The sequence below is a fragment of the Rhodopirellula sp. UH5 genome (assembly GCF_056839225.1).
The window spans coordinates 6,457,788-6,478,302 of sequence record NZ_CM166390.1 but is presented as its reverse complement, the minus strand read 5'-3'; the positions used below and the strand labels follow the sequence as shown (position 1 = coordinate 6,478,302).

16 protein-coding genes and 3 pseudogenes are annotated in these 20,515 nt (G+C 57.0%); 14 read left to right on the top strand and 5 right to left on the bottom strand.

Annotated elements, in window-relative coordinates; translation table 11 throughout:
• The first annotated feature begins 189 nt into the window (after nucleotides 1-189).
• The 3 genes from UH5x_RS23135 to UH5x_RS23125 all read left to right on the top strand — a co-directional run bounded on the left by UH5x_RS23135 (nucleotide 190) and on the right by UH5x_RS23125 (nucleotide 8,238).
• A complete protein-coding gene (locus tag UH5x_RS23135; RefSeq protein ID WP_482633824.1) occupies nucleotides 190-1,593 on the top strand; it encodes a DUF1501 domain-containing protein in 1,404 nt (467 codons plus the stop codon).
• Complete coding sequence (locus UH5x_RS23130) at nucleotides 1,593-3,527, top strand: DUF1549 and DUF1553 domain-containing protein (RefSeq protein WP_482633823.1); 1,935 nt, start codon at nucleotides 1,593-1,595, stop codon at nucleotides 3,525-3,527. The genes UH5x_RS23135 and UH5x_RS23130 overlap by 1 nt, the downstream gene beginning before the upstream one ends.
• A gap of 313 nt (nucleotides 3,528-3,840) precedes the next feature.
• A complete protein-coding gene (locus UH5x_RS23125; protein WP_482633822.1) occupies nucleotides 3,841-8,238 on the top strand; it encodes an NHL repeat-containing protein in 4,398 nt (1,465 codons plus the stop codon).
• 145 nt (nucleotides 8,239-8,383) lie between these two features.
• Here UH5x_RS23125 and UH5x_RS23120 read toward each other — a convergent pair whose 3' ends face one another.
• From UH5x_RS23120 to UH5x_RS23110, 3 genes are all read right to left on the bottom strand, one after another.
• Nucleotides 8,384-9,619, bottom strand: coding sequence for an NAD(P)/FAD-dependent oxidoreductase (locus UH5x_RS23120; protein ID WP_047814379.1), 1,236 nt, complete (start codon nucleotides 9,617-9,619; stop codon nucleotides 8,384-8,386).
• Between the two features lie 44 nt (nucleotides 9,620-9,663).
• Complete coding sequence (locus UH5x_RS23115; RefSeq protein ID WP_482633821.1) at nucleotides 9,664-10,167, bottom strand: MarR family winged helix-turn-helix transcriptional regulator; 504 nt, start codon at nucleotides 10,165-10,167, stop codon at nucleotides 9,664-9,666.
• 262 nt (nucleotides 10,168-10,429) lie between these two features.
• Complete coding sequence (locus tag UH5x_RS23110; RefSeq protein ID WP_482633820.1) at nucleotides 10,430-11,302, bottom strand: alpha/beta hydrolase; 873 nt, start codon at nucleotides 11,300-11,302, stop codon at nucleotides 10,430-10,432.
• A gap of 52 nt (nucleotides 11,303-11,354) precedes the next feature.
• On the opposite strand from UH5x_RS23110, the pseudogene UH5x_RS23105 reads away from it, so the two are divergent.
• The 11 genes and pseudogenes from UH5x_RS23105 to UH5x_RS23055 form a co-directional block, all read left to right on the top strand.
• Nucleotides 11,355-11,573: pseudogene (locus UH5x_RS23105) on the top strand (hypothetical protein); the annotation flags it as partial.
• Nucleotides 11,524-11,730 (top strand): DUF1589 domain-containing protein, encoded by a 207-nt coding sequence (locus tag UH5x_RS23100; protein ID WP_482633819.1) that lies wholly within the window; start codon nucleotides 11,524-11,526, stop codon nucleotides 11,728-11,730. The pseudogene UH5x_RS23105 and the gene UH5x_RS23100, both read left to right, overlap by 50 nt.
• A 58-nt stretch (nucleotides 11,731-11,788) precedes the next feature.
• A pseudogene (locus UH5x_RS23095) lies at nucleotides 11,789-11,842 on the top strand (hypothetical protein); the annotation flags it as partial.
• A gap of 1 nt (nucleotide 11,843) precedes the next feature.
• A complete protein-coding gene (locus UH5x_RS23090; protein ID WP_482633818.1) occupies nucleotides 11,844-11,999 on the top strand; it encodes a hypothetical protein in 156 nt (51 codons plus the stop codon).
• 58 nt (nucleotides 12,000-12,057) lie between these two features.
• Nucleotides 12,058-12,111, top strand: a pseudogene (locus tag UH5x_RS23085) (hypothetical protein); the annotation flags it as partial.
• 1 nt (nucleotide 12,112) lies between these two features.
• Nucleotides 12,113-12,268 carry a hypothetical protein gene (locus UH5x_RS23080; protein WP_482633817.1) on the top strand — a complete coding sequence of 52 codons (156 nt, stop codon included), beginning with the start codon at nucleotides 12,113-12,115 and terminating at the stop codon, nucleotides 12,266-12,268.
• Nucleotides 12,269-12,326: 58 nt separating this feature from the next.
• Complete coding sequence (locus UH5x_RS23075) at nucleotides 12,327-12,509, top strand: DUF1589 domain-containing protein (RefSeq protein ID WP_482633816.1); 183 nt, start codon at nucleotides 12,327-12,329, stop codon at nucleotides 12,507-12,509.
• Nucleotides 12,427-12,654, top strand: coding sequence for a hypothetical protein (locus tag UH5x_RS23070; protein WP_482636058.1), 228 nt, complete (start codon nucleotides 12,427-12,429; stop codon nucleotides 12,652-12,654). The genes UH5x_RS23075 and UH5x_RS23070 overlap by 83 nt, the downstream gene beginning before the upstream one ends.
• Nucleotides 12,566-13,717, top strand: a complete 1,152-nt coding sequence (locus UH5x_RS23065) for an FAD-dependent oxidoreductase (RefSeq protein WP_482633815.1) — start codon at nucleotides 12,566-12,568, stop codon at nucleotides 13,715-13,717. Before UH5x_RS23070 ends, UH5x_RS23065 begins: the two co-directional genes overlap by 89 nt.
• Nucleotides 13,718-14,105: 388 nt before the next feature.
• Complete coding sequence (locus UH5x_RS23060; RefSeq protein ID WP_482633814.1) at nucleotides 14,106-15,623, top strand: DUF1254 domain-containing protein; 1,518 nt, start codon at nucleotides 14,106-14,108, stop codon at nucleotides 15,621-15,623.
• Nucleotides 15,624-15,939: 316 nt separating this feature from the next.
• Complete coding sequence (locus tag UH5x_RS23055) at nucleotides 15,940-16,983, top strand: DUF1214 domain-containing protein (protein ID WP_482633813.1); 1,044 nt, start codon at nucleotides 15,940-15,942, stop codon at nucleotides 16,981-16,983.
• 344 nt (nucleotides 16,984-17,327) lie between these two features.
• Here the strand turns inward: UH5x_RS23055 and UH5x_RS23050 are convergent, their stop codons facing one another.
• Both UH5x_RS23050 and UH5x_RS23045 read right to left on the bottom strand, forming a co-directional pair.
• On the bottom strand, nucleotides 17,328-18,548 hold the full coding sequence (locus UH5x_RS23050; RefSeq protein ID WP_482633812.1) for an SGNH/GDSL hydrolase family protein: 1,221 nt from the start codon (nucleotides 18,546-18,548) through the stop codon (nucleotides 17,328-17,330).
• A gap of 409 nt (nucleotides 18,549-18,957) precedes the next feature.
• Nucleotides 18,958-20,331, bottom strand: a complete 1,374-nt coding sequence (locus tag UH5x_RS23045; RefSeq protein ID WP_482633811.1) for an IS4 family transposase — start codon at nucleotides 20,329-20,331, stop codon at nucleotides 18,958-18,960.
• Nucleotides 20,332-20,515: the final 184 nt, after the last annotated feature.

Below are 20,515 nucleotides of genomic sequence, written 5' to 3'. Positions count from 1 at the left end.
ACTTTACCCGTTATCATGCGATAAAACTCGACTGCGATGCCTGGCGTGTTGATGTGGCCTCCGCCTTTGCCCCGCAATGGCATTGCAACTTCGCTATAGTGGGCCTCGTCACATTCAGCGCGACGTTGCTCCGGGGAAATCTCCCGAGCATTCAGAAGCCCCTTCCTACTGATCAACGCGGTTTTGCAGATGCAACCAACGAATCAGTCACCGACATCATCGCGACGTAGCTTCCTCGCCGGCGCGGGTGGCGGAATGGGAATGCTCGCTTGTGCCTCGCTCGCCCAAGCCAATGCTGGTGCGGATGTCCATCCACCGCATTTCGCACCGCGTGCCAAACGAGTGATCTGGCTTTTCATGCACGGTGGCCCCAGTCACGTGGATCTGCTGGACCCGAAACCCACACTGACCAAGTACAGCGGCCAGACGTTGCCAGAAAGCTTTGGCAACGTGATGACGCGTCGCAATGTCAAGAAGAATCCTCTCCTGGCTCCCATTCGCCGCTTTCGTCCGCGAGGTCGATCCGGTCTGGAAATCAGTGACTTCCTTCCGAACATTGCAGAACACGCGGACGATCTCTGTGTGATTCGTTCGATGCACGGCGACAGCGTGAACCATCCGCAGTCCGTTTATCAAATGAACACGGGCAGCATTCTGATGGGCAATCCCAGCGTCGGCAGTTGGGTTGCTTATGGCTTGGGTTCTGAAAACCAGAACATGCCTGCGTTCGTTGTGTTGCCCGATCCAGGTGGAGGACTCAAAGGGGGACCGCCAGCGTGGGGAAACGGCTATCTGCCAGCCTCCTATCAGGGCGTCACCATGCGTCCGGGATCTTCGCCAATCCTTGACTTGCAGCCCCAACCGAGTGTCACCGCACAACAGCAACAACTGGACCTGTCGCTCATTCAAAAGTTGAACCGAAGGCACCTGGAACTGCGGGAACTGGATGATCGCCTGACGGCCCGCGTGAAAGCCTACGAATTGGCGTTTCGGATGCAATCCGAAGCACCGGAACTGGTCGACATCCAAAACGAGACCCAACAAACGAAGCAGATGTACGGCATCGACCAAAAGGAAACACGCGAATTTGGTGAGCGTTGCTTGCTGGCCCGCCGGATGCTCGAAAGCGGCGTGCGTTTTGTGCAGTTGTATTCCGGCGACACCAATGGCTGGGATGCTCACGCGAACGTCGAAAAGAATCACACCGAATATTGCCGACGAACCGACAAACCCGTCGCTGGACTTCTGCAAGATCTCAAGCAACGCGGGTTGATGGAAGACACGTTGGTGATCTGGGGTGGCGAGTTCGGGCGGATGCCCATGAGCGAACAAGGCAAGGGCCGCGATCACAACCCTTGGGGATACAGCGTCTGGCTCGCCGGTGCCGGCATTCGCGGCGGCCGGGCATTCGGGGCAACGGATGAGATCGGACTGCGAGCGGTCTCGGACAAAGTCTCTGTCACCAATTTCCACGCGACGCTGCTGCATCTGCTGGGACTCGATCACAACGACCTGACCTACTTTCACAATGGGCTGGACAAACGGTTGACCGGCCCCGATGAAGCGGAAGTCGTCCAAGGGATCATCCGTTGATGCGTGCACAACAACAAAAATCCTGGCCTGTCTCGAACGCACCTTGGCGGCACGCGTTGACGATTCTGTGCACCTTTGCGATCAGCACACTGCTCACCGTGCATTGCACGACCGCTGACGATGATTCCGCTGCCTACGTCGAGCTACCGATTGACGAATATGATCGTGAGCACTGGGCGTTTTTGCCACTCGAAACTGTTGAAGTGCCGCCGCCTGCCAACACAGGTTGGCGTCGAAATCCAATCGACGATTTCATCCAACACGAACTGAGCCAACGCAATCTGCACCCGCAACCCAAAGCTTCACGTCGCACGCTGATTCGGCGGCTGAGCTTTGACCTGACCGGATTGCCACCGACACCCGAGCAGATCGCCGCGTTTGAAGCAGACGCAAGAACCGATGCCTATGAGCGGCTTGTCGATCGGTTGCTTGACTCACCGCGGTATGGCGAACGTTGGGCACAGCATTGGCTTGACTTGGCTCGATTTGCGGAAACCGATGGATTCGAGCATGACAAACTCCGACCGGAGGCATGGAAGTATCGCGATTGGGTCATCGCGGCTCTCAATGAGGACCTGCCCTATGACGAGTTCATCCGACGCCAGATCGCTGGCGATGAAATCGATCCGAATGACCAATCAGCTCGGACGGCAACGCGGTTTTGCCTGTCCGGACCTGACATGCCGGACATCAACCTGACGGACGAGCGTCGACACACGGTCTTGAACGAATTGACATCGACCATCGGAGCTGTGTTTCTCGGGCTGCAAGTCGGCTGTGCCCAGTGTCACGATCACAAGTACGACCCGATCAGCCAAGCTGACTTCTATCGGCTTCGCGCCATCTTTGAACCCTCGGTCTCGCTAAAGAAAAACCACTCGCTCTCCACTCTCAGTGAATCGTTTCCAACCAAACGAACGAGCCATCTGATGCTGCGAGGTGATTTCCGCAGTCCTGGCCCAGAGCTGAATCCCGGGGTCATTCGAGTTGTTTCGTCGCAAACGAATGCCTACTCGCCACAACCAACGCAAAAATCGGCTGGCCTCCGAACCGCCTTGGCGGATTGGTTGGTCGCGGCAGAGAATCCACTGACATCGCGTGTGATGGTCAACCGTGTGTGGCAACATCATTTTGGTGTCGGGTTGTCGAGCACGCCCAGTGAATTTGGAGTGATGGGTGCCGAGCCCAGCCACCCCGAATTGCTGGATTGGCTTGCGATCTCATTCGTCGACCAGGGCTGGAGCCTCAAGTCGCTGCATCGAATGATCGTGACATCCGCCACCTATCGCCAACGCAGCCGTCTCTCGGAAGACGCAACCGAACCCGAACAATTGGCCTGGGCTGAAACACGGAAGGCAGATCCACATGCTGAACTGCTGTCCCGCTATCCACGCTGGCGACTCGAAGGCGAAGCGATTCGTGACGCAATGCTGGTTGCATCGAGACAAATCAATTGGAAGTCCGGTGGCCCCGGCGTTCGCCCGCCGCTCCCCGAGGAACTGGTTGGAACCTTGCTCCCCAATCAATGGAACGTCACGAAGGATCCGTCCGAGCACGATCGACGCAGCATCTACGTCTTTGCACGCCGAAACCTGCGGTACCCGATCTTCGAAGTTTTCGACCGCCCCAGCGCAAACACAAGCTGTTCCAGTCGAGGCACATCGACCACGGCGCCGCAATCATTGCACCTACTGAATTCGCAGTTCTCTCTGAACCTAGCACGATCGATGGCCTCGTCGATCGAAGAGGAGTCTCCCACCGAAGCACAACGCATTGAGGCGATGTTCCTTCGTGCACTCGGACGCTCACCGACGAAGGAAGAATGGATCGAAGCGGAAGACTTCCTCCATGCCAGCGAGTCGGCCGAAGCGGAGAAACAAGCCCATCTTTGCTTGGCGCTATTCAACTGCAACGAGTTCGTCACGATCGACTGAGACGCCGCTTCGATTCCGTCGCTGGCAACCGGCCCCAACAACGCGGGCGGAACAGGGTGGAGATTGATCAGGACAACCTGTTCTTCGCCTTTCCTTTTCCTCACGGTTGTGTCGCAAGAAAATCGTTGACTCGTTTTTTGGGGCGGCCATACTCATCGGATCGATTGCGCAAACTGCCCTCCCTGAGATCCCCAATCACTTCCTTGATGTGGCTCGGCGTTCAGCAGTTTGAAGTCTTGATTCTTCATTCACTGCTACTCGAGTGACCGCGATGCAGAAGTATCTGTTGTGGCTGCCGTTGTTGATCTGTTCAATGAATTCTGCGGATGCGAAACATCCGCTGGCCAAGCAATTTGAAACGCCCCTTCAAACGGCCGACCTCGATACAGATGGGTTGGCAGATTGGTTTTCGGGTCAGGAAACGCCGATCGCCCCAAGTGATTGTCCCCGCGGACCGATCGATGTGGTTTGGACTCAGCAGGACCAACCAGATTGGCATGGTCTTCGCTTCGGTCGCCAAAAACTCCCTGGCACTCGGCACCTCCGCATCGGCCTGAACCGGCCCATCGAAATCGGGACGGTGATCGTTCGCGGTGGCGGAACACTCAGCGTGCTCAAACCCGATGCTGCCTACCCTGGCGACCTGGGTGATGACGACCAATGGATTCCTGCCGAGCGTTTGAGCGATGCCGTTGCCAGTCCCAATTCGGCGACATCCAAGCGGAGTCGCACGCAAGTCGTATCAACAAGCGAGGTGCTTGCGGACGAGTACGCGTTTTGGGTGTTGCCCGTTTCAACCAAGACGCGAGCCCTTCGCTTCACCCACCACGCAACCGCGATCGAGCGAGACCCATCGGGATACCTCGGTGGCGTCTGGATTTTGTCGGAACGAGTTGCCAATGTTGGTCCTCAGGGAGTGGCCGTTTCCGGCAGTCACCCCGAATCGATCGAACGTGTCTTGAATGGCACCAACGACCGAATGTGGAACACTTGGGCCAATGCTGAGAAGAACGTTCCAACTGGTGACGTGATCGATGAAGCCCACGCGGAATGGATGATGGTCGCCTGGAAACGCCCGGTTGAACTGAGCGGTGTTGCGTTGCTGTGGAACGGGTTCGACGCCGCGGACGTGGAGGTCTACACCGGCGACTTTTCCCAACCGCCGACATCGGCTCCGGAGTCAAGCTGGAAAAAGGTCTCCAGCGGTGAGGACCTGGATGCTATGTACCCGAGACCGCTGGTCCCACACTGGCTCGCCTTTGATGATCTCGAAAGGACGACTGCGGTTCGATTGAAAATGACCGCACCTTCGACCAGCAAGCATGAGCACTTGAGAACTCACATCGCGGGCGGACGACGCGTTTGGCTGGGTGAACTCGCTGCGATCAAACCGCTCCATGAAGCGCCGCTGTCGTCCTTGGTTCAATCCGAACAATCAACGGTCCATCCACCAATCCCCATTCATTTTCAGATTGCCAAACCTGGCTTGGTGACCCTGGTGATTGATGACGAAAACGGGCAACGGGTACGCAACCTGATCAGCGAAACCCCGTTCCCAGCGGGCTCGCACACCGTGTGGTGGGACGCCAGCGACGATGTCACTCGGGATCTGGATTCGCCACGGCATGGGCTGTACCAAATCCCGACGCGGTTGGTCGGTCCTGGGTCATACACCGTTCGTGGACTGTGGCGAGATCCGCTGAAATTGGTCTATGAAATGAGCGTCTACAGCGACGGGAACCCAGCCTGGGAAACCGACGACGGAACGGGATGTTGGATGACCAATCACACGCCACCGACGAGTGTCGCGTTTGTGCCTGGTGACCGGACCGCGGATGGCAAACCGCTGCTGTTCATGGGCGCGTATGTCTCCGAAGGCGGACATGGATTGCAATGGGTACGCGAAGACGGCACGAAAGTCGGAGGCCAAGGGCACGTCGGCGGTCACTGGACCGGCGCTCCAACATTGTCCGTCGACACAGGAGAACATGCGATCGACGACGACCTGTGCTATGTCGCTTCGGTGTGGGAAGGAGAATTACGCATCACGGCCAAGACGAAATCATTGGCCGATCGCGAAATCTACAAGCAATCTCTCGGAGCCGACCCGCGTCCGAGTTCCTTGCCCAACGACGGACGGCCCACAGCGTTGGAAGGTTTCGACGGCGGTGATCGAAAGTTTGTGCTCGCAGGAACAGCAACACACGACGGGCACATGTACTTGTCCTTCCCTCGGCAAAATGAACTGCGACTCATCGACGTCCGAAGCTCCCAGCAAACCGGCAGCGTCCCTGTCGATCAACCTCGCGGGATGGCCTTTGACGATCAAGGACGTTTGCTCGTCCTCAGCGACACGCGACTCCTTCGAGCCAAGGTCTCCGCGCCGACATCGCGATCCGATTTCGAAGACATCGGCATTGAATCGCTCGAAGATCCACGCCACATCGCGATCGATGCTGCCGGTCGGATCTACATCAGTGATCGCGGCAGTTCGCATCAGATCAAGGTCTTCGCTGCGGACGGAAATCTCCTCCGATCGATTGGCAACCCCGGACCTCCAACCGTTGGCCCATATGATCCGCTTCACATCAACACCCCCAACGGCATCGCCATCGACAGCCAAGGCCACGTGTGGGTTGCAGAAAGCGATTTCCGCCCCAAACGGATCAGCGTCTGGAATCCCCATTGGAATTCTCAACAGGACGCGACGCTGGTCAAAGCGTTTTACGGTCCCGGTGAATACGGTGGCGGCGGAGTCCTCGACCCCGTCGATCAAACTCGCTTCTACTACAAAGGACTGGAGTTCCGCTTGGACTGGAAAGAGGGAACCGATGAGCTCGTGCGAGTCTTCCATCGCCCCACCGATTGGCTGCGTGGGCATTACACGTCCTACTCGCCCGACACGCCGCTCTACCCCAATTTGGCCAGTAAAAATGAGGTCGTGCAAGCGGACCGATACTTCACCAGTTGTTACACCACCAACCCAACCAGCGGGGACCGAATCGCGTTCGTTTGGCTCGATCATCCCGATCGTGCACAGTTGGTCGCTGGAATCGGAGCCGCACAAAGTCTGAGTCTCTTGAAGCAAGCCGAGTTTCGCGTCTGTTGGCCCAAGGGTTTGAATCCCAATGGCCCCGCACATCAAAACCAAGCCCTCTTCGCCTGGAGTGATGCCAACGGGGACGAGCGAATGCAGCCAAACGAGATCACGATGCGCCGCGGCGATTCCGGTGGCGTCACGATCAAGAACGATTTGAGGGCCGTGTTTTCGCGACTGGACAAGCAAGCGGTCCAAATCCCAGCTCACATCGATTCAACCACCAAGGTTCCGACGTACGCGATCGAATCACCGGTTCTGTTGGTGGATGGTGCCCACGGAGCTGTCTCCTCCGGCGGTGATCAAGCTCTGACGGCACCGAACGGTTGGACCATGTTGACGAATGCACCGGAACCTTTCTCGGCTCATGGCCTTGGCGGTGCCCTTCATGGAAAGGCGGTCTGGAGCTACCCGAGTTTGTGGCCAGGATTGCACGCCAGCCACGAAGCCGCTGTTCCGGATCGCCCCGGGATGGTGATCGGCCACACGCGGTTGCTCGGCGACACCATTCACCCTGACGGGCAGGGTGGTGACATGTTTTGCGTCAACGGCAACATGGGAAACATGTACTTGTTCACCGCCGATGGCTTGTTCGTCGCGACTTTGTTTCATGACATCCGACTGCGTCCAACTTGGTCGATGCCCCGAGCGATCCGCGGGATGGACGTCAGCGACACTTCTCTGCATGACGAAAACTTCTGGCCCAGCATCACGCAAACGATCGACAAACAGGTTCACTTGGTCGACGGGGCTCGATCCAGCATCGTTCGAATCGATGGTTTGGAATCCATCCGACGTTTCCCCGCTCAAACCATTCGCGTCACCGCCGACGATTTGCTGGCTGCACGCAAGTGGTTTGACGACGCCGAACAAACCCGGCAAGCGAACGCATTGTTGAAACCGCTGGAGATTTCCATTCGTGCGACGTCGCCCACCGTCGATGGTGACTTGAGCGAGTGGTCCGGCGACACAGACTGGGCTGTCATTGACCGGCGAGGCCAGCGAGCGAATTTCAACAGCGATTCAAAACCCTACAACGCGGTCGCCGCAGTCAGCCTGTCCAACGGAAAATTATTCGGGGCTTTCCGCACCAGCGAGAAGGACCTGCTGCGCAATAGCGGTCTGTCGCCGACCTCGTTGTTCAAGTCCGGCGGATGCCTGGATTTGATGCTGGCGACCGGCTTGGAGACCAACACCAAAGCCCCTCGTGAACCGCAAGCAGGCGACATTCGATTGCTGGTGACACAGGTGAACGGAAAAACCCGTGCGACGCTCTATCGCGCCGTTGTCCCCGGCACGATCGAACCTGAAAAATTCAGCAGCCCGTGGCGGACGATCACGCTGGATGTCGTCCAAGACGTCAGCGACTCGGTGCAACTGGCTACCAACTCGGCTGGGCACTATGAGTTCAGCATCCCGCTTCGTCTGCTCGACTGGAAACCGCAAGCGGGCCAGACGTATCGAGGCGATGTAGGCGTCCTTCGCGGGAACGGACGCGAAACGACGCAGCGTGTGTACTGGTCCAACAAAGCCACGGCGATCACCAGCGACGTGCCGAGTGAAGCCCAACTTTCCCCATCCCTGTGGGGAACTTTCCAAGTGGAGAAAGAGTGACGCCCAAAACGGATTCGCTTGTTCAATCGCATTCTGCGTGAAGCTCGAATGCAACTTCTGCGGACACCAAGCCCAGGGTCAGGACTCCTGGCCTCGTCCACCACGGCGGCTTGATCATGCGTTGCGAAACGTTGCTCGGCCTGGCTCAGTGGTTCGATACGTCCGCACTCTTCATGGAATCGATGTCCTCAAAGACCTGGTCGAGTTCCGGTTTGAAAAGATCACCGATGAGCAGGTCGGTCACACTTCCGCGGTGCTGGGGAAAACGGCGAATGAACTCACCGAAGCTAAACCCGTCGTAGTACTCGCAGACCAATCGGCGCATCCGATTCATGCCCTCGACAAACCCGGTCTCCCACTTCCCAATCTGTGCCCGGGAGGTGTCACCGTTTCGCAATCCCTCGACGATCGCATCGGCAGCCAGCTCTCCCGACTTCAACGCCAGCAGCACTCCTGACGAATACAGCGGATCAAGAAATCCGAACGCGTCACCGACCAGCACCCAACCGTCGCCCGCCGCTTGACTGGCCCGGTAGGTGTAATCCTTGGTCGCCTTCACTGGCGCAACTTGCTCTGCGTTGGCAATGCGTTCTTTCACGGTGAGGCATTTCTCCAGCTCCTCGGCAAAGGTGGCTTCGTTTCCCGCACGCCCTTTGAACAGGTAGTCGAAATCCGCCACCACGCCCACGCTCACCAAATCATCTTGCATGGGGATGTACCAAAACCATCCCTGCTTGTCGCGCAGGCTCAGCACAACGGTGGCTCCCTCGTCTTTGCCTTGATCTCGATAGGCGCCTTGGAAGTATGTCCAAATGGCTCCTTTGTTCAGTTCGACATCAGGAACGCGGAGTTGGAACTTGTTGATGAGCATGGAACTTTGACCGCTGGCATCCACGACCACGTCGGCGCGAACTTCGGTTTGTTTTCCAGCTTCATCACGAACCAGAACCCCAACGGCGCGATCGCCCTCGAACAGCACGTCCAGAACCCGCATCCCCTCGTGAACGCCGACACCTTGGTCCGCGGCATTCTTCAACATCATCACGTCAAATTCACTCCGGCGAATCTGCCAGGTTTGCGAGCATTCGTGCGGTTTGTTGTCGTGGAAGTAAAAGGGAGCGGAATGCTTGCCCGAAGGACTCACAAATTGCACGCTGTACTTCTTGATGAAATGGCTCGACTTCATCTTGTCGAGCATCCCCAATCGCTCCAACACCCAGTAGGTCTCGGGAATCAGTGACTCGCCAATGTGGTAGCGAGGGAAACGTTCACGCTCGAACAGTTCCACTTGATAACCTTGCTGGGCGATCAACGTGGAAACGGTCGCTCCGGCGGGACCACCGCCAATCACGACCACCTGAGGAGACTGCTGAATTGACATACTGGAACACTCTCGGGAACGGATGATGGACGAACGCTTCCCACTCATTCATCGATGAATGAAAGCTTGTGGGCATCTTCATGTGGCTGCCGAGCTTGCCGGAGCAAGTCGGACAATTGACGCAAGGCTTTCTGGTCCAGGTGCCCCAACTGCCGTTGATGGCTTTCCTGGACGGCATCGTGGAGTTCGTCCAGCAGTTGCATCCCGTCCTTCGTGATGCGAACTTCGACGACACGACGGTTTTCAGGCTTTCTTTCCCGCAAGAGCAATCCGCGACGTTCCAAGCGATCCAGCAGACGGGTCATGTCCGGGGCTCGAGAAATCAATCGCCCTCCCAGCACCAACGTCGGCATCGTCTTCGGGTGAACCGATCGCAAAAGTCGCAGAGCGTTGTATTGCTGGGCGGACAGGCCGACACGCCCGAAGACCTCGTCTTCAATCGATTTGAGACGGTCATAAGTCCGCCAGAGGTTCAAGAAGACCTCTTGCTCCATCGAGTCAAAGGATTGCTTGACGACGGTTGCCGCATCTGCCGGTGTTTTTGCCATTCCACGTTGATAGACGTTTCAACAACTGTCGTCAAGACAATTGTCAAACGGCGACCACCGAAAATGGCCCCCCGACGCGTCAGTGAGACACCACACCGCATCGCCCCGACGGCCCGTCGGGGGCGGCACCAGTGAGTCTCAACTGTGAAGAGGGCGTGTGGCTTTTGTGCGGGACCCTCACCAACTCTTGCGAGGGCCGAGCAAAGCGGCAGGCTTCCTGTTGGAATTGATGCTCGCAGGGTGACAACGAGAACTGGTTGCGTCAGTCGATCTCCTTCAACCATCCCAGCGATGCGGCCTGCCAAGCATCCCACATCGGACCTTGGTACCCGTTCAATCCATGGCCACCCGAAGGCAGTTCCAACATTTGCGTCGGAACGTTGTGCTGTTGCAATGCCGCGTGCAACTGGCGACTGTTGACGATCGGAACCGGGGTGTCATCGATGGCGTGGGCCAGGAACATCGGCGGGGTGTTGTCGGTGACTTGCCGCTCATTGGAATACAGGTTCACCAATTCCGACGAAGGGTCTTTGCCCAGCAGGTTGTCCCTCGAACCAGCGTGCGTGTGCTCGCCCATCGTGACAACCGGGTAAACCAGGATCGCAAAATCCGGCCGTGAACTGACGCGATCGATCGTGTCATTCGCAGTCGGATTCCCCGAATCAAAATGCGTTGCGGCGGTGGAGGCAAGGTGCCCGCCGGCCGAGAAGCCCATGATGCCGATCCGGTCAGGACGGAGTTGCCAATCCTTCGCGTTGGCCCTTACAGTGCGAATCGCACGCTGAGCGTCAAGCAGTGGAACGGCGTGTCGACCACCAGGCAATCGGTACTCCAACACCACGCCCGTGATTCCATGCTGATTCAACCACGCGGCGATCTTGTGCCCTTCTCCGCCGAGGACCAGCCTCCCATATCCGCCACCAGGACAAATCACGATTGCGGTGCCGTTGGCTTCCTCGGGATGGTGCACCGTGATCCAGGCATAGCCTGATTCTGTCTCGCCACCGCCGACTGGGGCAGGCCCATCCCAAAGCGGCGTTCGCACAGGGGCGGTAGGCTGGTCCACTGCCGCCTCATCCTCCGCCAAACAAGGGGCGGTGAACAACAAGAGACAAAGCGTCGAGAGAAATTTCATCGTTGGATTCCAGGCGGGAACGAATGAGGCGGGAGGGTTGAGCGACAAGGAGATGCATCTCTTGGCAACCGAATCGGCAGAGAGGGACGAACCAGGTGTATCATATTTGGTAACCCGATGCGTCACGGCCTGTCGATTGAATCCCAACCCGAAGCGTGAGCGAGGGATCGCGTGCCATTGCAACGAGCCTGTGGGTCCCTCGCTCACGCGTCGGGTTATGATTGGGAGCGAGCAACGTAGGCCAGGTTATTACCTGGCACCCAGCCGATGCTTTGGAACAAAGCGAGGCGTCCAGCCGATCACGCAATGCCCGCCGCGTCAGCAAGGCCACCACACAGGCAGCCGGATTCGCCAAGTATTCGGACGCTCACCAACTTCACACCCCGATGCGTCACGGCCTGTTGATTGAATCCCAACCCGAAGCGTGAGCGAGGGATCGCGTGCCATTGCAACGAGCCTGTGGGTCCCTCGCTCACGCGTCGGGTTATGATTGAGAGCGAGCAACGTAGGCCAGGTTATTACCTGGCACCCAGCCGATGCTTTGGAACAAAGCGAGGCGTCCAGCCGATCACGCAATGCCCGCCGCGTCAGCAAGGCCACCACACAGGCAGCCGGATTCGCCAAGTATTCGGACGCTCACCAACTTCACACCCCGATGCGTCACGGCCTGTTGATTGAATCCCAACCCGAAGCGTGAGCGAGGGATCGCGTGCCATTGCAACGAGCCTGTGGGTCCCTCGCTCACGCGTCGGGTTATGATTGAGAGCGAGCAACGTAGGCCAGGTTATCACCTGGCACCCAGCCGATGCTTTGGAACAAAGCGAGGCGTCCAGCCGATCACGCAATGCCCGCCGCGTCAGCAAGGCCACCACACAGGCAGCCGGATTCGCCAAGAATTTGGACACTCACCAACTTCACACCCCGATGCGTCACGGCCTGTTGATTGAATCCCAACCCGAAGCGTGAGCGAGGGATCGCGTGCCATTGCAACGAGCCTGCGGGTCCCTCGCTCACGCGTCGGGTTATGATTGAGAGCGAGCAACGTAGGCCAGGTTATTACCTGGCACCCAGCCGATGCTTTGGAACAAAGCGAGGCGTCCAGCCGATCACGCAATGCCCGCCGCATCAGCAAGGCCACCACACAGGCAGCCGGATTCGCCAAGTATTTGGACACTCACCTTCGAAACGTGTCTTCGCCAATTGGTGAAGACACGTGGCACGTGCAGCACAAGACGGAGTCCACTCCATTGAAAGCGAACAAGGATGAGAATTGCAGTCTCGGGAGCCGGAATCGCTGGCACGGCGGTCAGCCATCTGCTCGCATCGGCAGGGCATCAGGTAACGATCTTTGAACAGGCGACGCAGTGCCAAGCGATTGGTGCAGGGATCATGCTCCAGCCCAGTGGGCAGGCCGTTTTGGAACGACTGGGCATCCTCGAAACGATTGCCGCTCAGTCGGCAAAGCTGGAAGGCATCGAGGCGTTTTTGCTTTCCGGCCGACCGCTGATTGAACTGAACTACGGTCAACTTGGCGACCATCATTTCGCCTACGGCGTGCACCGCGGACTGCTCTTCAAACACTTGTTGGAACGATGTGTCCAATCCAATGTTCACTTGCAAACTTCGACCCAAGTCATTGACTTGGAGAACGCTGGGAACGACGTCCATGTGATCGACCAACATCGAACCCGGCACGGCCCGTTTGATTTCCTCATCGCTGCGGATGGATCTCGCTCTCGCTTGCGAACGGCAGCGAAACTGAAATCGCAAACCGTCGACTACGACTACGCCGCCATCTGGGCCACAGGCCCCTGTTCGCAAGTCCACCATCGCTTGCATCAAGTCATCGATGGCACCGACCGGTTGGTCGGATTGCTGCCGATTGGCAATGGACAATGCAGCTTCTTTTGGGGACTGCGAGCCGATTCATACGACGAACTTATCCAGCGAGGAATGGCCAACTGGAAGCAGGAGGTCATCGAAATGTGCGAACCCGCCACGGAACTGCTCGATTCCATCAGCGATTTCCAAGAGATGACGTTCGCAGGCTATCGACACGTCAGCATGCAACGATGGCATGCTGACAAAGTCGTCTTTCTCGGCGACGCTGCTCATCCGTCGAGCCCTCATTTAGGCCAAGGAGTCAATTTGGCGTTGGAAGACGCGGCCTGTTTTGCAGACGCCATCGCTGAGACAGGAACGTTCCAGCAGGCAGCCATCCGCTACCAGAGACTCCGCCAACGAAAGGTCCGTTACTACCAATCACTGACTCGAATGCTGACACCGTTCTTTCAGTCCGACATGCCCTTCTCTGCCGCGTGCCGCAACCTTGGCCTCCCTTGGTTTCCCCGAGTCCCCTGGGTTCGCCGCCGCATGCTGAAAACCCTGAGCGGATTGCAGAACGGATGGTTCTGAAGCCGCAGCCCGCGGCACACCAATCGCCGAGGATCGTCTTCACCGTTCCTTGGAAAAGTAAAAAATAAAACAAGGCCACGTTCTTCCGGCAGCGAACTTGGCGAGGCAACCAGGCTTGGCAATTCGAAATGGCCCGACGGAACAGCAGGGAACAACGGTTCGACTCTCAAGTCGCCTGCCAACATGCAACACGTCGATTCGACGCTTCGTGTTTCCTCGCCCATCGTGGTTCAAAGAATCGAGGTTGCTTCCTGCGTTTTGGGTTCAATCTTGCTAAACTATGTCTTGTAAGATTCTCTCTGCTGGTCCATCCAGCGCAGTGCGCAAGCACTGAATTGCCCCACGCTGCGGCGAACGATCCATCTGTCATCCAATGCAAATGAACTCAATGAAAAACTCATCCCAGCAAGGGTTCTTGGCATGTGCCATCATCGGCGTCATGGCGTTTGCTGGCGGCGGTTCGACGGTCGCCCAAGTTTCTCAGAAGACGCTGGATTCGATCGGCATTCCCGACAACGTGGAAACATCTTTGGGAACACTGGAGTTCTTCGACGGCGTGCCGACTCATGCCACCGCCCAAACGCTCCATGACAATCTCGACCGGATGCGGGCAGTCGAGGTTTATCTGAACAACCAGGGTGCCGCATCGCTCAACGCGATGCGGAAGGGCAACGCAGGCCTTGGTGCGGATGCGTCCAACAAGGTCACGATCACCGAGCAACTGCTTCAACCCGCGTCGCTGTACCTCACGGGCAACACCTCGACCTTGTACGCCCTCACTTACCTTGATCTGAAAACGGAAGGACCGCTGGTCGTCGAACTCCCACCCGGCATGCTGGGATTCCTCGATGACGCTTGGTTTCGCTTCATCGACAACCTCGGTGTGATCGGCCCCGACAAGGGCAAGGGTGGGAAATACCTGTTGCTTCCCCCGGGCTACCGCGGAGAGGAACCCGATGGCTATTTCATCATCAAACTTCCCACCTACAACAACCTGATGTTCCTGCGCGGCTCGATTGCGAACGGCCTCGAACCAGCCGTGGAGAACATCAAATCGAAGCTTCGGGTCTACCCTCTCGCCAAGGCAGACAACCCACCTGCCACCGAGTTCATCAACATGTCTGGCAAGAGCTACAGCACGATCGTGACTCGCGATTTAAGCTTCTTCGAAGATCTCAATGTACTGGTGCAGGTCGAACCCATCCAGGCCATTGGCCCTGAACTGCGAGGCCAACTGGCGGCGATCGGCATCGTCAAAGGGAAACCGTTCCAGCCCGATGCGCGTATGAAAAGGTTGCTCGCTGAAGCTGCCACCCTTGGCAACGCCACCGCTCGCGCCATCACCTACGAACCTCGGATCGACGGTGTCTTCATCTACCCTGACACCAACAGTGCCTGGACGACGGCCTACGCGAACAAGAACACCTCCTTCGAAGAGGATGGTGCGATGGGGCTAGATGCTCGACCGCTGTTTTACTTCAATGCGACCGGCGTCACGCCCGCCATGGCCACCAGCCACGCGGGGGCTGGCTCCGACTACGCCCTTGCATATCTGGATGCGGACAAGAACGCGTTCGACGGCTCGAAAACCTACAAGCTCCACCTGCCGCCCAACGTTCCCGTCAACAACTTCTGGGCGGTCACGCTCTACGACACGCAAACGCGTTCCCTCCTGCAAACCAGTCAGACCTTTCCGACCGTCGGCAGCCAGAGCGAAGGGTTCCAAAAAAACAAAGACGGATCTTACGATGTCTACTTCGGCCCCCAAGCTCCCCAAGGACATGAGAGCAACTGGCTGGAAACCGTCCCCGGCAAAAGCTGGTTCACCATCCTGCGGATGTACGGCCCGCTGAAACCATGGATTGACAAAACCTGGCGTCCAGGAGAAATCGAGCAAGTGAAGTAGCCTTCCATATCCTTCCTGCGAACGCGGGTTGCCCCGCACACAAGCCGCGTCGCACTGAAACAGGCGGCCGCCGGCATGCAAGTTCTTCCAAGCAGGTCGGCAGGAATGATCGAGCAGAACCATGTGAGCCGTTTGGGCATTCGCCTGAGCTGCAAAACATTTGCTATTGGCACTCTAACAGCGGATGCAATTTTTCATCCGGCTTCTGCCTTTCTTCATCCCGGCAGGGATGTCAAATGGTAGCCGTCGGTAAGCGACAGCGCCACCAGCAGTCATGTAAATCCCGCCACACCAACCTCCATCCAAGAAAACGAACATGAAAACAAACCTTCTCACCCTCACGCTGGCAATTGCCGGTGCGTTCAGCATGACAAGCGTCGATGCACAATCCGGTTCGTCCCAAGAATCCCCTGCACCCGTTGTGGTCAACGTTGACAATTTCAATCGAGCCCAAACGGACTTCGAATTTGCCGGCATCCTCAAACAGTCAGTCATCAATCAGGTTCACAGCAACCGGACGCCCACGCCGATTGACAAACAGAATGTCATTCGAATGAACCGGGACACGCTTTATAGCATCGGTGTCATCAACATTTCCAAAGGTGCGACCGTCACCATGCCGGACAGTGGCAAGCGATACATGTCATTGATGGTCATCAACAATGACGGGTATGTGAATGAAGTCTTTTACGGTTCCGGCCCGCACGAATTGACACTCGAGCAATTTGAAACTCCCTACGTGGGCGTGGTCATTCGCACCCTGGCCAACCCAGAAGACCCGACAGATCTGGCGATTGCCCACAAACTCCAGGACCAGATTCACATCACTGCCGGCTCCGACGATCCGTTCGTGATGCCGAATTACGACCCAACCAGCTACAAGGCAACGCTGAATGCGATTCTTGAGTTGGCCAAGGGACTGAAACGATACACCGAGACCTTCGGTTCCAAAGCCGACGTCGACCCGGTTCATTTTTTGATTGGCACCGCATCCGCCTGGGGCGGTCTTCCAGACAAGGACGCTCAGTATGTGAACGTCCAACCGAACCTGCCGGTCGGCGAATACGAAATCACGGTCAAGGATGTCCCGGTCAAAGGTTTTTGGTCCATCAGTCTTTACAACGAGGCGGGATACTTCCAAAAAAACAAGTACAACTCTTACAGTCTCAACAGCCTGACCGCCAAGCCTAACCGCGATGGCTCCTACACCATCCGCTTCGGCGGAAATCCAGAGACCACAGAGAACTGCCTGCCAATCATGGAGGGTTGGAACTACGCGGTTCGGATGTACGAACCGAGTCAGGCGATCATCGACGGCCAATGGACCTTCCCTGGCCCGCCGAAGAAGAAAAGCGAGTGATCCGAATTGACACCACCTGTGTGTTGAAGAAACGCAGACAGTCTCTTCCGGATCGGCAACGCATCTTTGGCAAGCATGAACCCCCGCCCGACACACCACTGGGCGGCGTGAAGAACTTGCGTTCGGCAGGATCGGCCGTTGCGTGTTCTTCACGCCCGTCGGTTGCACTCAGCAGGTCGGCAGGAATGATCGGGCACAATCATGTGAGCCGTTTGGGCGTTCGCCCCGGTTGGACGTGGGATCAACAACGCTTACCGAAACAGTCCAAATGCCGAAAGACTCCTGCCGACAACAGACGACTTGCCAAGTTTTGAAGTTGCGATTCCCCTGAGCTCCAGGGTCGCTCATCGAGGAGCTTCATCGACCAGCAGGGCGGACAACACTTGTGCGTATACCCGATGCCCAAAATCGTTGGGATGATTGACTCCGTTGCCAGTCAGGTCGTGATCTTTCTTTCGCAATAGAAATTCCTGCCACACCGAAGTCATGTCGGCGAGCGCAATCCCAGGTTCACAAAGCGACGCCAGTTGGTCGCGGTACTTTGGGAAAACGTCGTGGTTCAGCGTTGTCCAGTCGCGGTTGCCGAGCATGGTCGCGACGAGGATGAATTCGACATCGGGCAGCGTCTCGCGTGCGGTGGAAATCATCTGGGAAATGCTCTCGCCATAATCCGCCGGAGAACGTCCGGCTGAATCGTTCATGCCGAATGCCAGCAAAATCAGATCGGGTTTTGATTCCACAACCGTTGGGATCTGCAAGACTCCCCATGGCGTCGATGTCCCACCAACGGACAGATTGGTCAGTTCGATGGTTGTCTTGTAATGCGACTCAAGGTGCTGCTTCAACAAGTCTTGATAAGCAGGCTGAAACGGTGCCGCGCCGCCCCAAGCGGATGCATTGCATCCCGTTGAGATACTGTCTCCGAGCAGGACAACCGAAACCGCCTGCCGATTCTGCAGTTTGTCGATCGTGAGCGGCAGGGCCGATGGATCGAAGGCCGGCATCGCGACCGGCCAGTCGTCTGCCGCTTTGTAATAAGTGATCCACGACTGCATGCTGTGGTACTCCAACTTGCCGCCGAACAGGATCTCGCCGTTGCCGTCGCGATGAGTGAGTTTGTAATTCTGCGAATTGTCTGGTCGCCGCAGGTCCGCGGCTGACTTCGTTTCGATTCGCGACGTGGAGGGAACGGAGATTTCACGTGAACCGCTGGCGTGATCAAAGTCCACTCCCGGTTCGTACGTGATCGCTCCCGTTGAATCCTGAACCGAGATGATTTTCTGAATCGGAAACAGCACCGACGCTCGTGCCTCCCCTGTTGCCGGATCGCGAATGAACAGCACTGATTCTCGCTCAATCACATCCGCCTTCCAGAAAGGCTGCAGTTGTTCAGGCGAGTATTGCCACCGAGAAGGTTCTGTGGCCAGTGAGGGCGCCGATGATCCGATCATCACGCAGGCGACGGTGATTGCGGCAAACACCGCCAGCATGAGACGCAGGCCACGATCCTGTCCACGCCGAGTCTGTCCCAGACAGAAACGCGGGTGGCTGTCCTCTAGAATCATCCTGTCTCTCGCCATCGTTTCAACCTTTTTGGCAACGGCCTGTCATTTGACACCTTTCCCAAATGCATTCGAGCGAAGCATTTTGAGGAACGGTCCGGAAATCACTGCGAAGTGCATGCATTTTAGCAGGAGCAAAGACGACCAGGCGATGGCCTGCTCATGATTGGCTGGGCTGCCCTGAGTTCACGCCCCGACAACTTCCCCCGAGACAATCTCACCCCGAACTCAAATTCGGGCCCAGCCTCCTAGAACCAGGCAAAGCGTGCGGCGGCAAGATATGCTGTGCCTTCGATCTCAAGGAACGCTCGCGTCTGGACGCGAGCCCCACCTGTTCCTGCGCCCGCCTAACCAGGTAAGCAGGAATGATCAAGCACAACCATGTGAGCCGTTGGCGTTAGCCGAATGGCACTTACTTTAGATCCGAGTCTTTCAGTTTTGACGGTGGTTTCTTTCGCTTTTCGAATTGCGCGTCTTTGGGCCGTTTGCGGTACGCCTCGCGTCGGTATCTGCGTTTGCCTCGAATTGGCAACTTGTCTTTGCGGGCGATCGCCAGGGCGGTTCGGTAGGCCTCGCGCCACTGGCTAGGCTCGGTGTGCATGTGTCGCAATAAAAAAGTCTGAAAGGTGGTCCACGTTCGCTTGAAACTCATTCGACGCGGCGGAACTTCCTCCATGGCGGCCGCTTCGATACGAAGCTGACTGGTCAGGTTGTAAGCCACGACTGACGTGTAGAGTTCTTTCATGAATGTGTCGACACTCTTGGCACGGATATTCTCGGCATCCATCACCACCTTGAAGTTGCAAATGTCAATTTCTACATCGTAGCGACGCTCAAATAATGCGGCCAACGTGAAAGCTTCGTCGGCCAGCGTGCTGACCAGATAAAGCGTCAGCGAGTCGGTAACCTTGACCTCGTGCAGAAAAACATCGCACTGGCAATCCGCGGGCAACTCCGGTTGGGTCTGGCGATTCTTCTTCGTGGGTATCCACGTGTGTCGGTAACTTTTGTGATGTTCGGATTGCTCAATCAGCTCGGCATTCTTCTGCAGCGAATGAAAGTTAGCCTTCTTCATTCGCAGCAAAATGTCGTGCCCTGCATTGATGGCTTCATACGCGACTCCAAAGATCCCAAAGCCCGCATCGGACATAATGATCGAGTGCTCGGGAAGCTGCTCAAAACCTTGGCGAGCAAGTTGCGTCTCGGAGACTGCCTCGGGCCCGTACATCGGTCCGACTTGCGGAAGCATTGCAGCGCCGCTGGCAAGTTCATGAAAGACGGTTAACAACGCGCATGGCCAGATACCTTCGCCGAGTTGGTTCCTTGCCGGTGGAAACGCTTGTTGGAGTTCTTTTTCCGGTGCAAGAGCCATCGTGGTTCCGTCAATCAGGAACACGCGTTGTTGGTTGAATGTAGGCTCGGTGGCCGAAATGATGCCGGAGCTGACTTCCTCGGCAAACCAACGAACGACTTCTAGAGGCAGTCGAGATCTCGCTCGGCTGTAGGCACCCGATGCGGTCGAGATCGTGTTTTCGTCGAGTCGTTTGTTCTCGGGAAGATAGCTCGGCCGAGTATCGATCAGGTGTTTCACCGCGTTTTCGAGTGAGGCATCGGGCTTGAGACGCTGGTAGACGAGCATCCAAAGGACAACGCAGGCGGTGTAGACAGTGTGAGCTCGCTGGGCAAAAAGCTCGTTCGCATCTTCGAAGTTGACAAGCTGATGCAGCAGTTCGAAGGAGCGGTCAAACTGCTGGTCGGCTTCCATGCTTCGCTCGGAATCGTTCATGCCAAAATGGCTCCTTTTTGAGAAAGGAAGCCTGAATGCGCAAAAACTGTGCCAAGATTATCGCAGCTGAAGACTCAATCTAAAGTAAGTGCCATTCGGCGTTAGCCCCGGTTGCGAGTGAAAACCGTGGCTAACGCCAACGGCTCACATACCCGATGACACATGCGTACCCGCCTAGCTCCCT

Bases quoted from the DNA above. Each gene is read 5' to 3' on its own strand.
- UH5x_RS23135 (WP_482633824.1), top strand. From the start codon at position 190: ATGCAACCAACGAATCAGTCACCGACATCATCGCGACGTAGCTTCCTC.
- UH5x_RS23130 (WP_482633823.1), top strand. From the start codon at position 1,593: ATGCGTGCACAACAACAAAAATCCTGGCCTGTCTCGAACGCACCTTGG.
- UH5x_RS23125 (WP_482633822.1), top strand. From the start codon at position 3,841: ATGAATTCTGCGGATGCGAAACATCCGCTGGCCAAGCAATTTGAAACG.
- UH5x_RS23120 (WP_047814379.1), bottom strand. From the start codon at position 9,619: ATGTCAATTCAGCAGTCTCCTCAGGTGGTCGTGATTGGCGGTGGTCCC.
- UH5x_RS23115 (WP_482633821.1), bottom strand. From the start codon at position 10,167: ATGGCAAAAACACCGGCAGATGCGGCAACCGTCGTCAAGCAATCCTTT.
- UH5x_RS23110 (WP_482633820.1), bottom strand. From the start codon at position 11,302: ATGAAATTTCTCTCGACGCTTTGTCTCTTGTTGTTCACCGCCCCTTGT.
- UH5x_RS23075 (WP_482633816.1), top strand. From the start codon at position 12,327: ATGATTGAGAGCGAGCAACGTAGGCCAGGTTATTACCTGGCACCCAGC.
- UH5x_RS23065 (WP_482633815.1), top strand. From the start codon at position 12,566: ATGAGAATTGCAGTCTCGGGAGCCGGAATCGCTGGCACGGCGGTCAGC.
- UH5x_RS23060 (WP_482633814.1), top strand. From the start codon at position 14,106: ATGAAAAACTCATCCCAGCAAGGGTTCTTGGCATGTGCCATCATCGGC.
- UH5x_RS23055 (WP_482633813.1), top strand. From the start codon at position 15,940: ATGAAAACAAACCTTCTCACCCTCACGCTGGCAATTGCCGGTGCGTTC.
- UH5x_RS23050 (WP_482633812.1), bottom strand. From the start codon at position 18,548: ATGATTCTAGAGGACAGCCACCCGCGTTTCTGTCTGGGACAGACTCGG.
- UH5x_RS23045 (WP_482633811.1), bottom strand. From the start codon at position 20,331: ATGAACGATTCCGAGCGAAGCATGGAAGCCGACCAGCAGTTTGACCGC.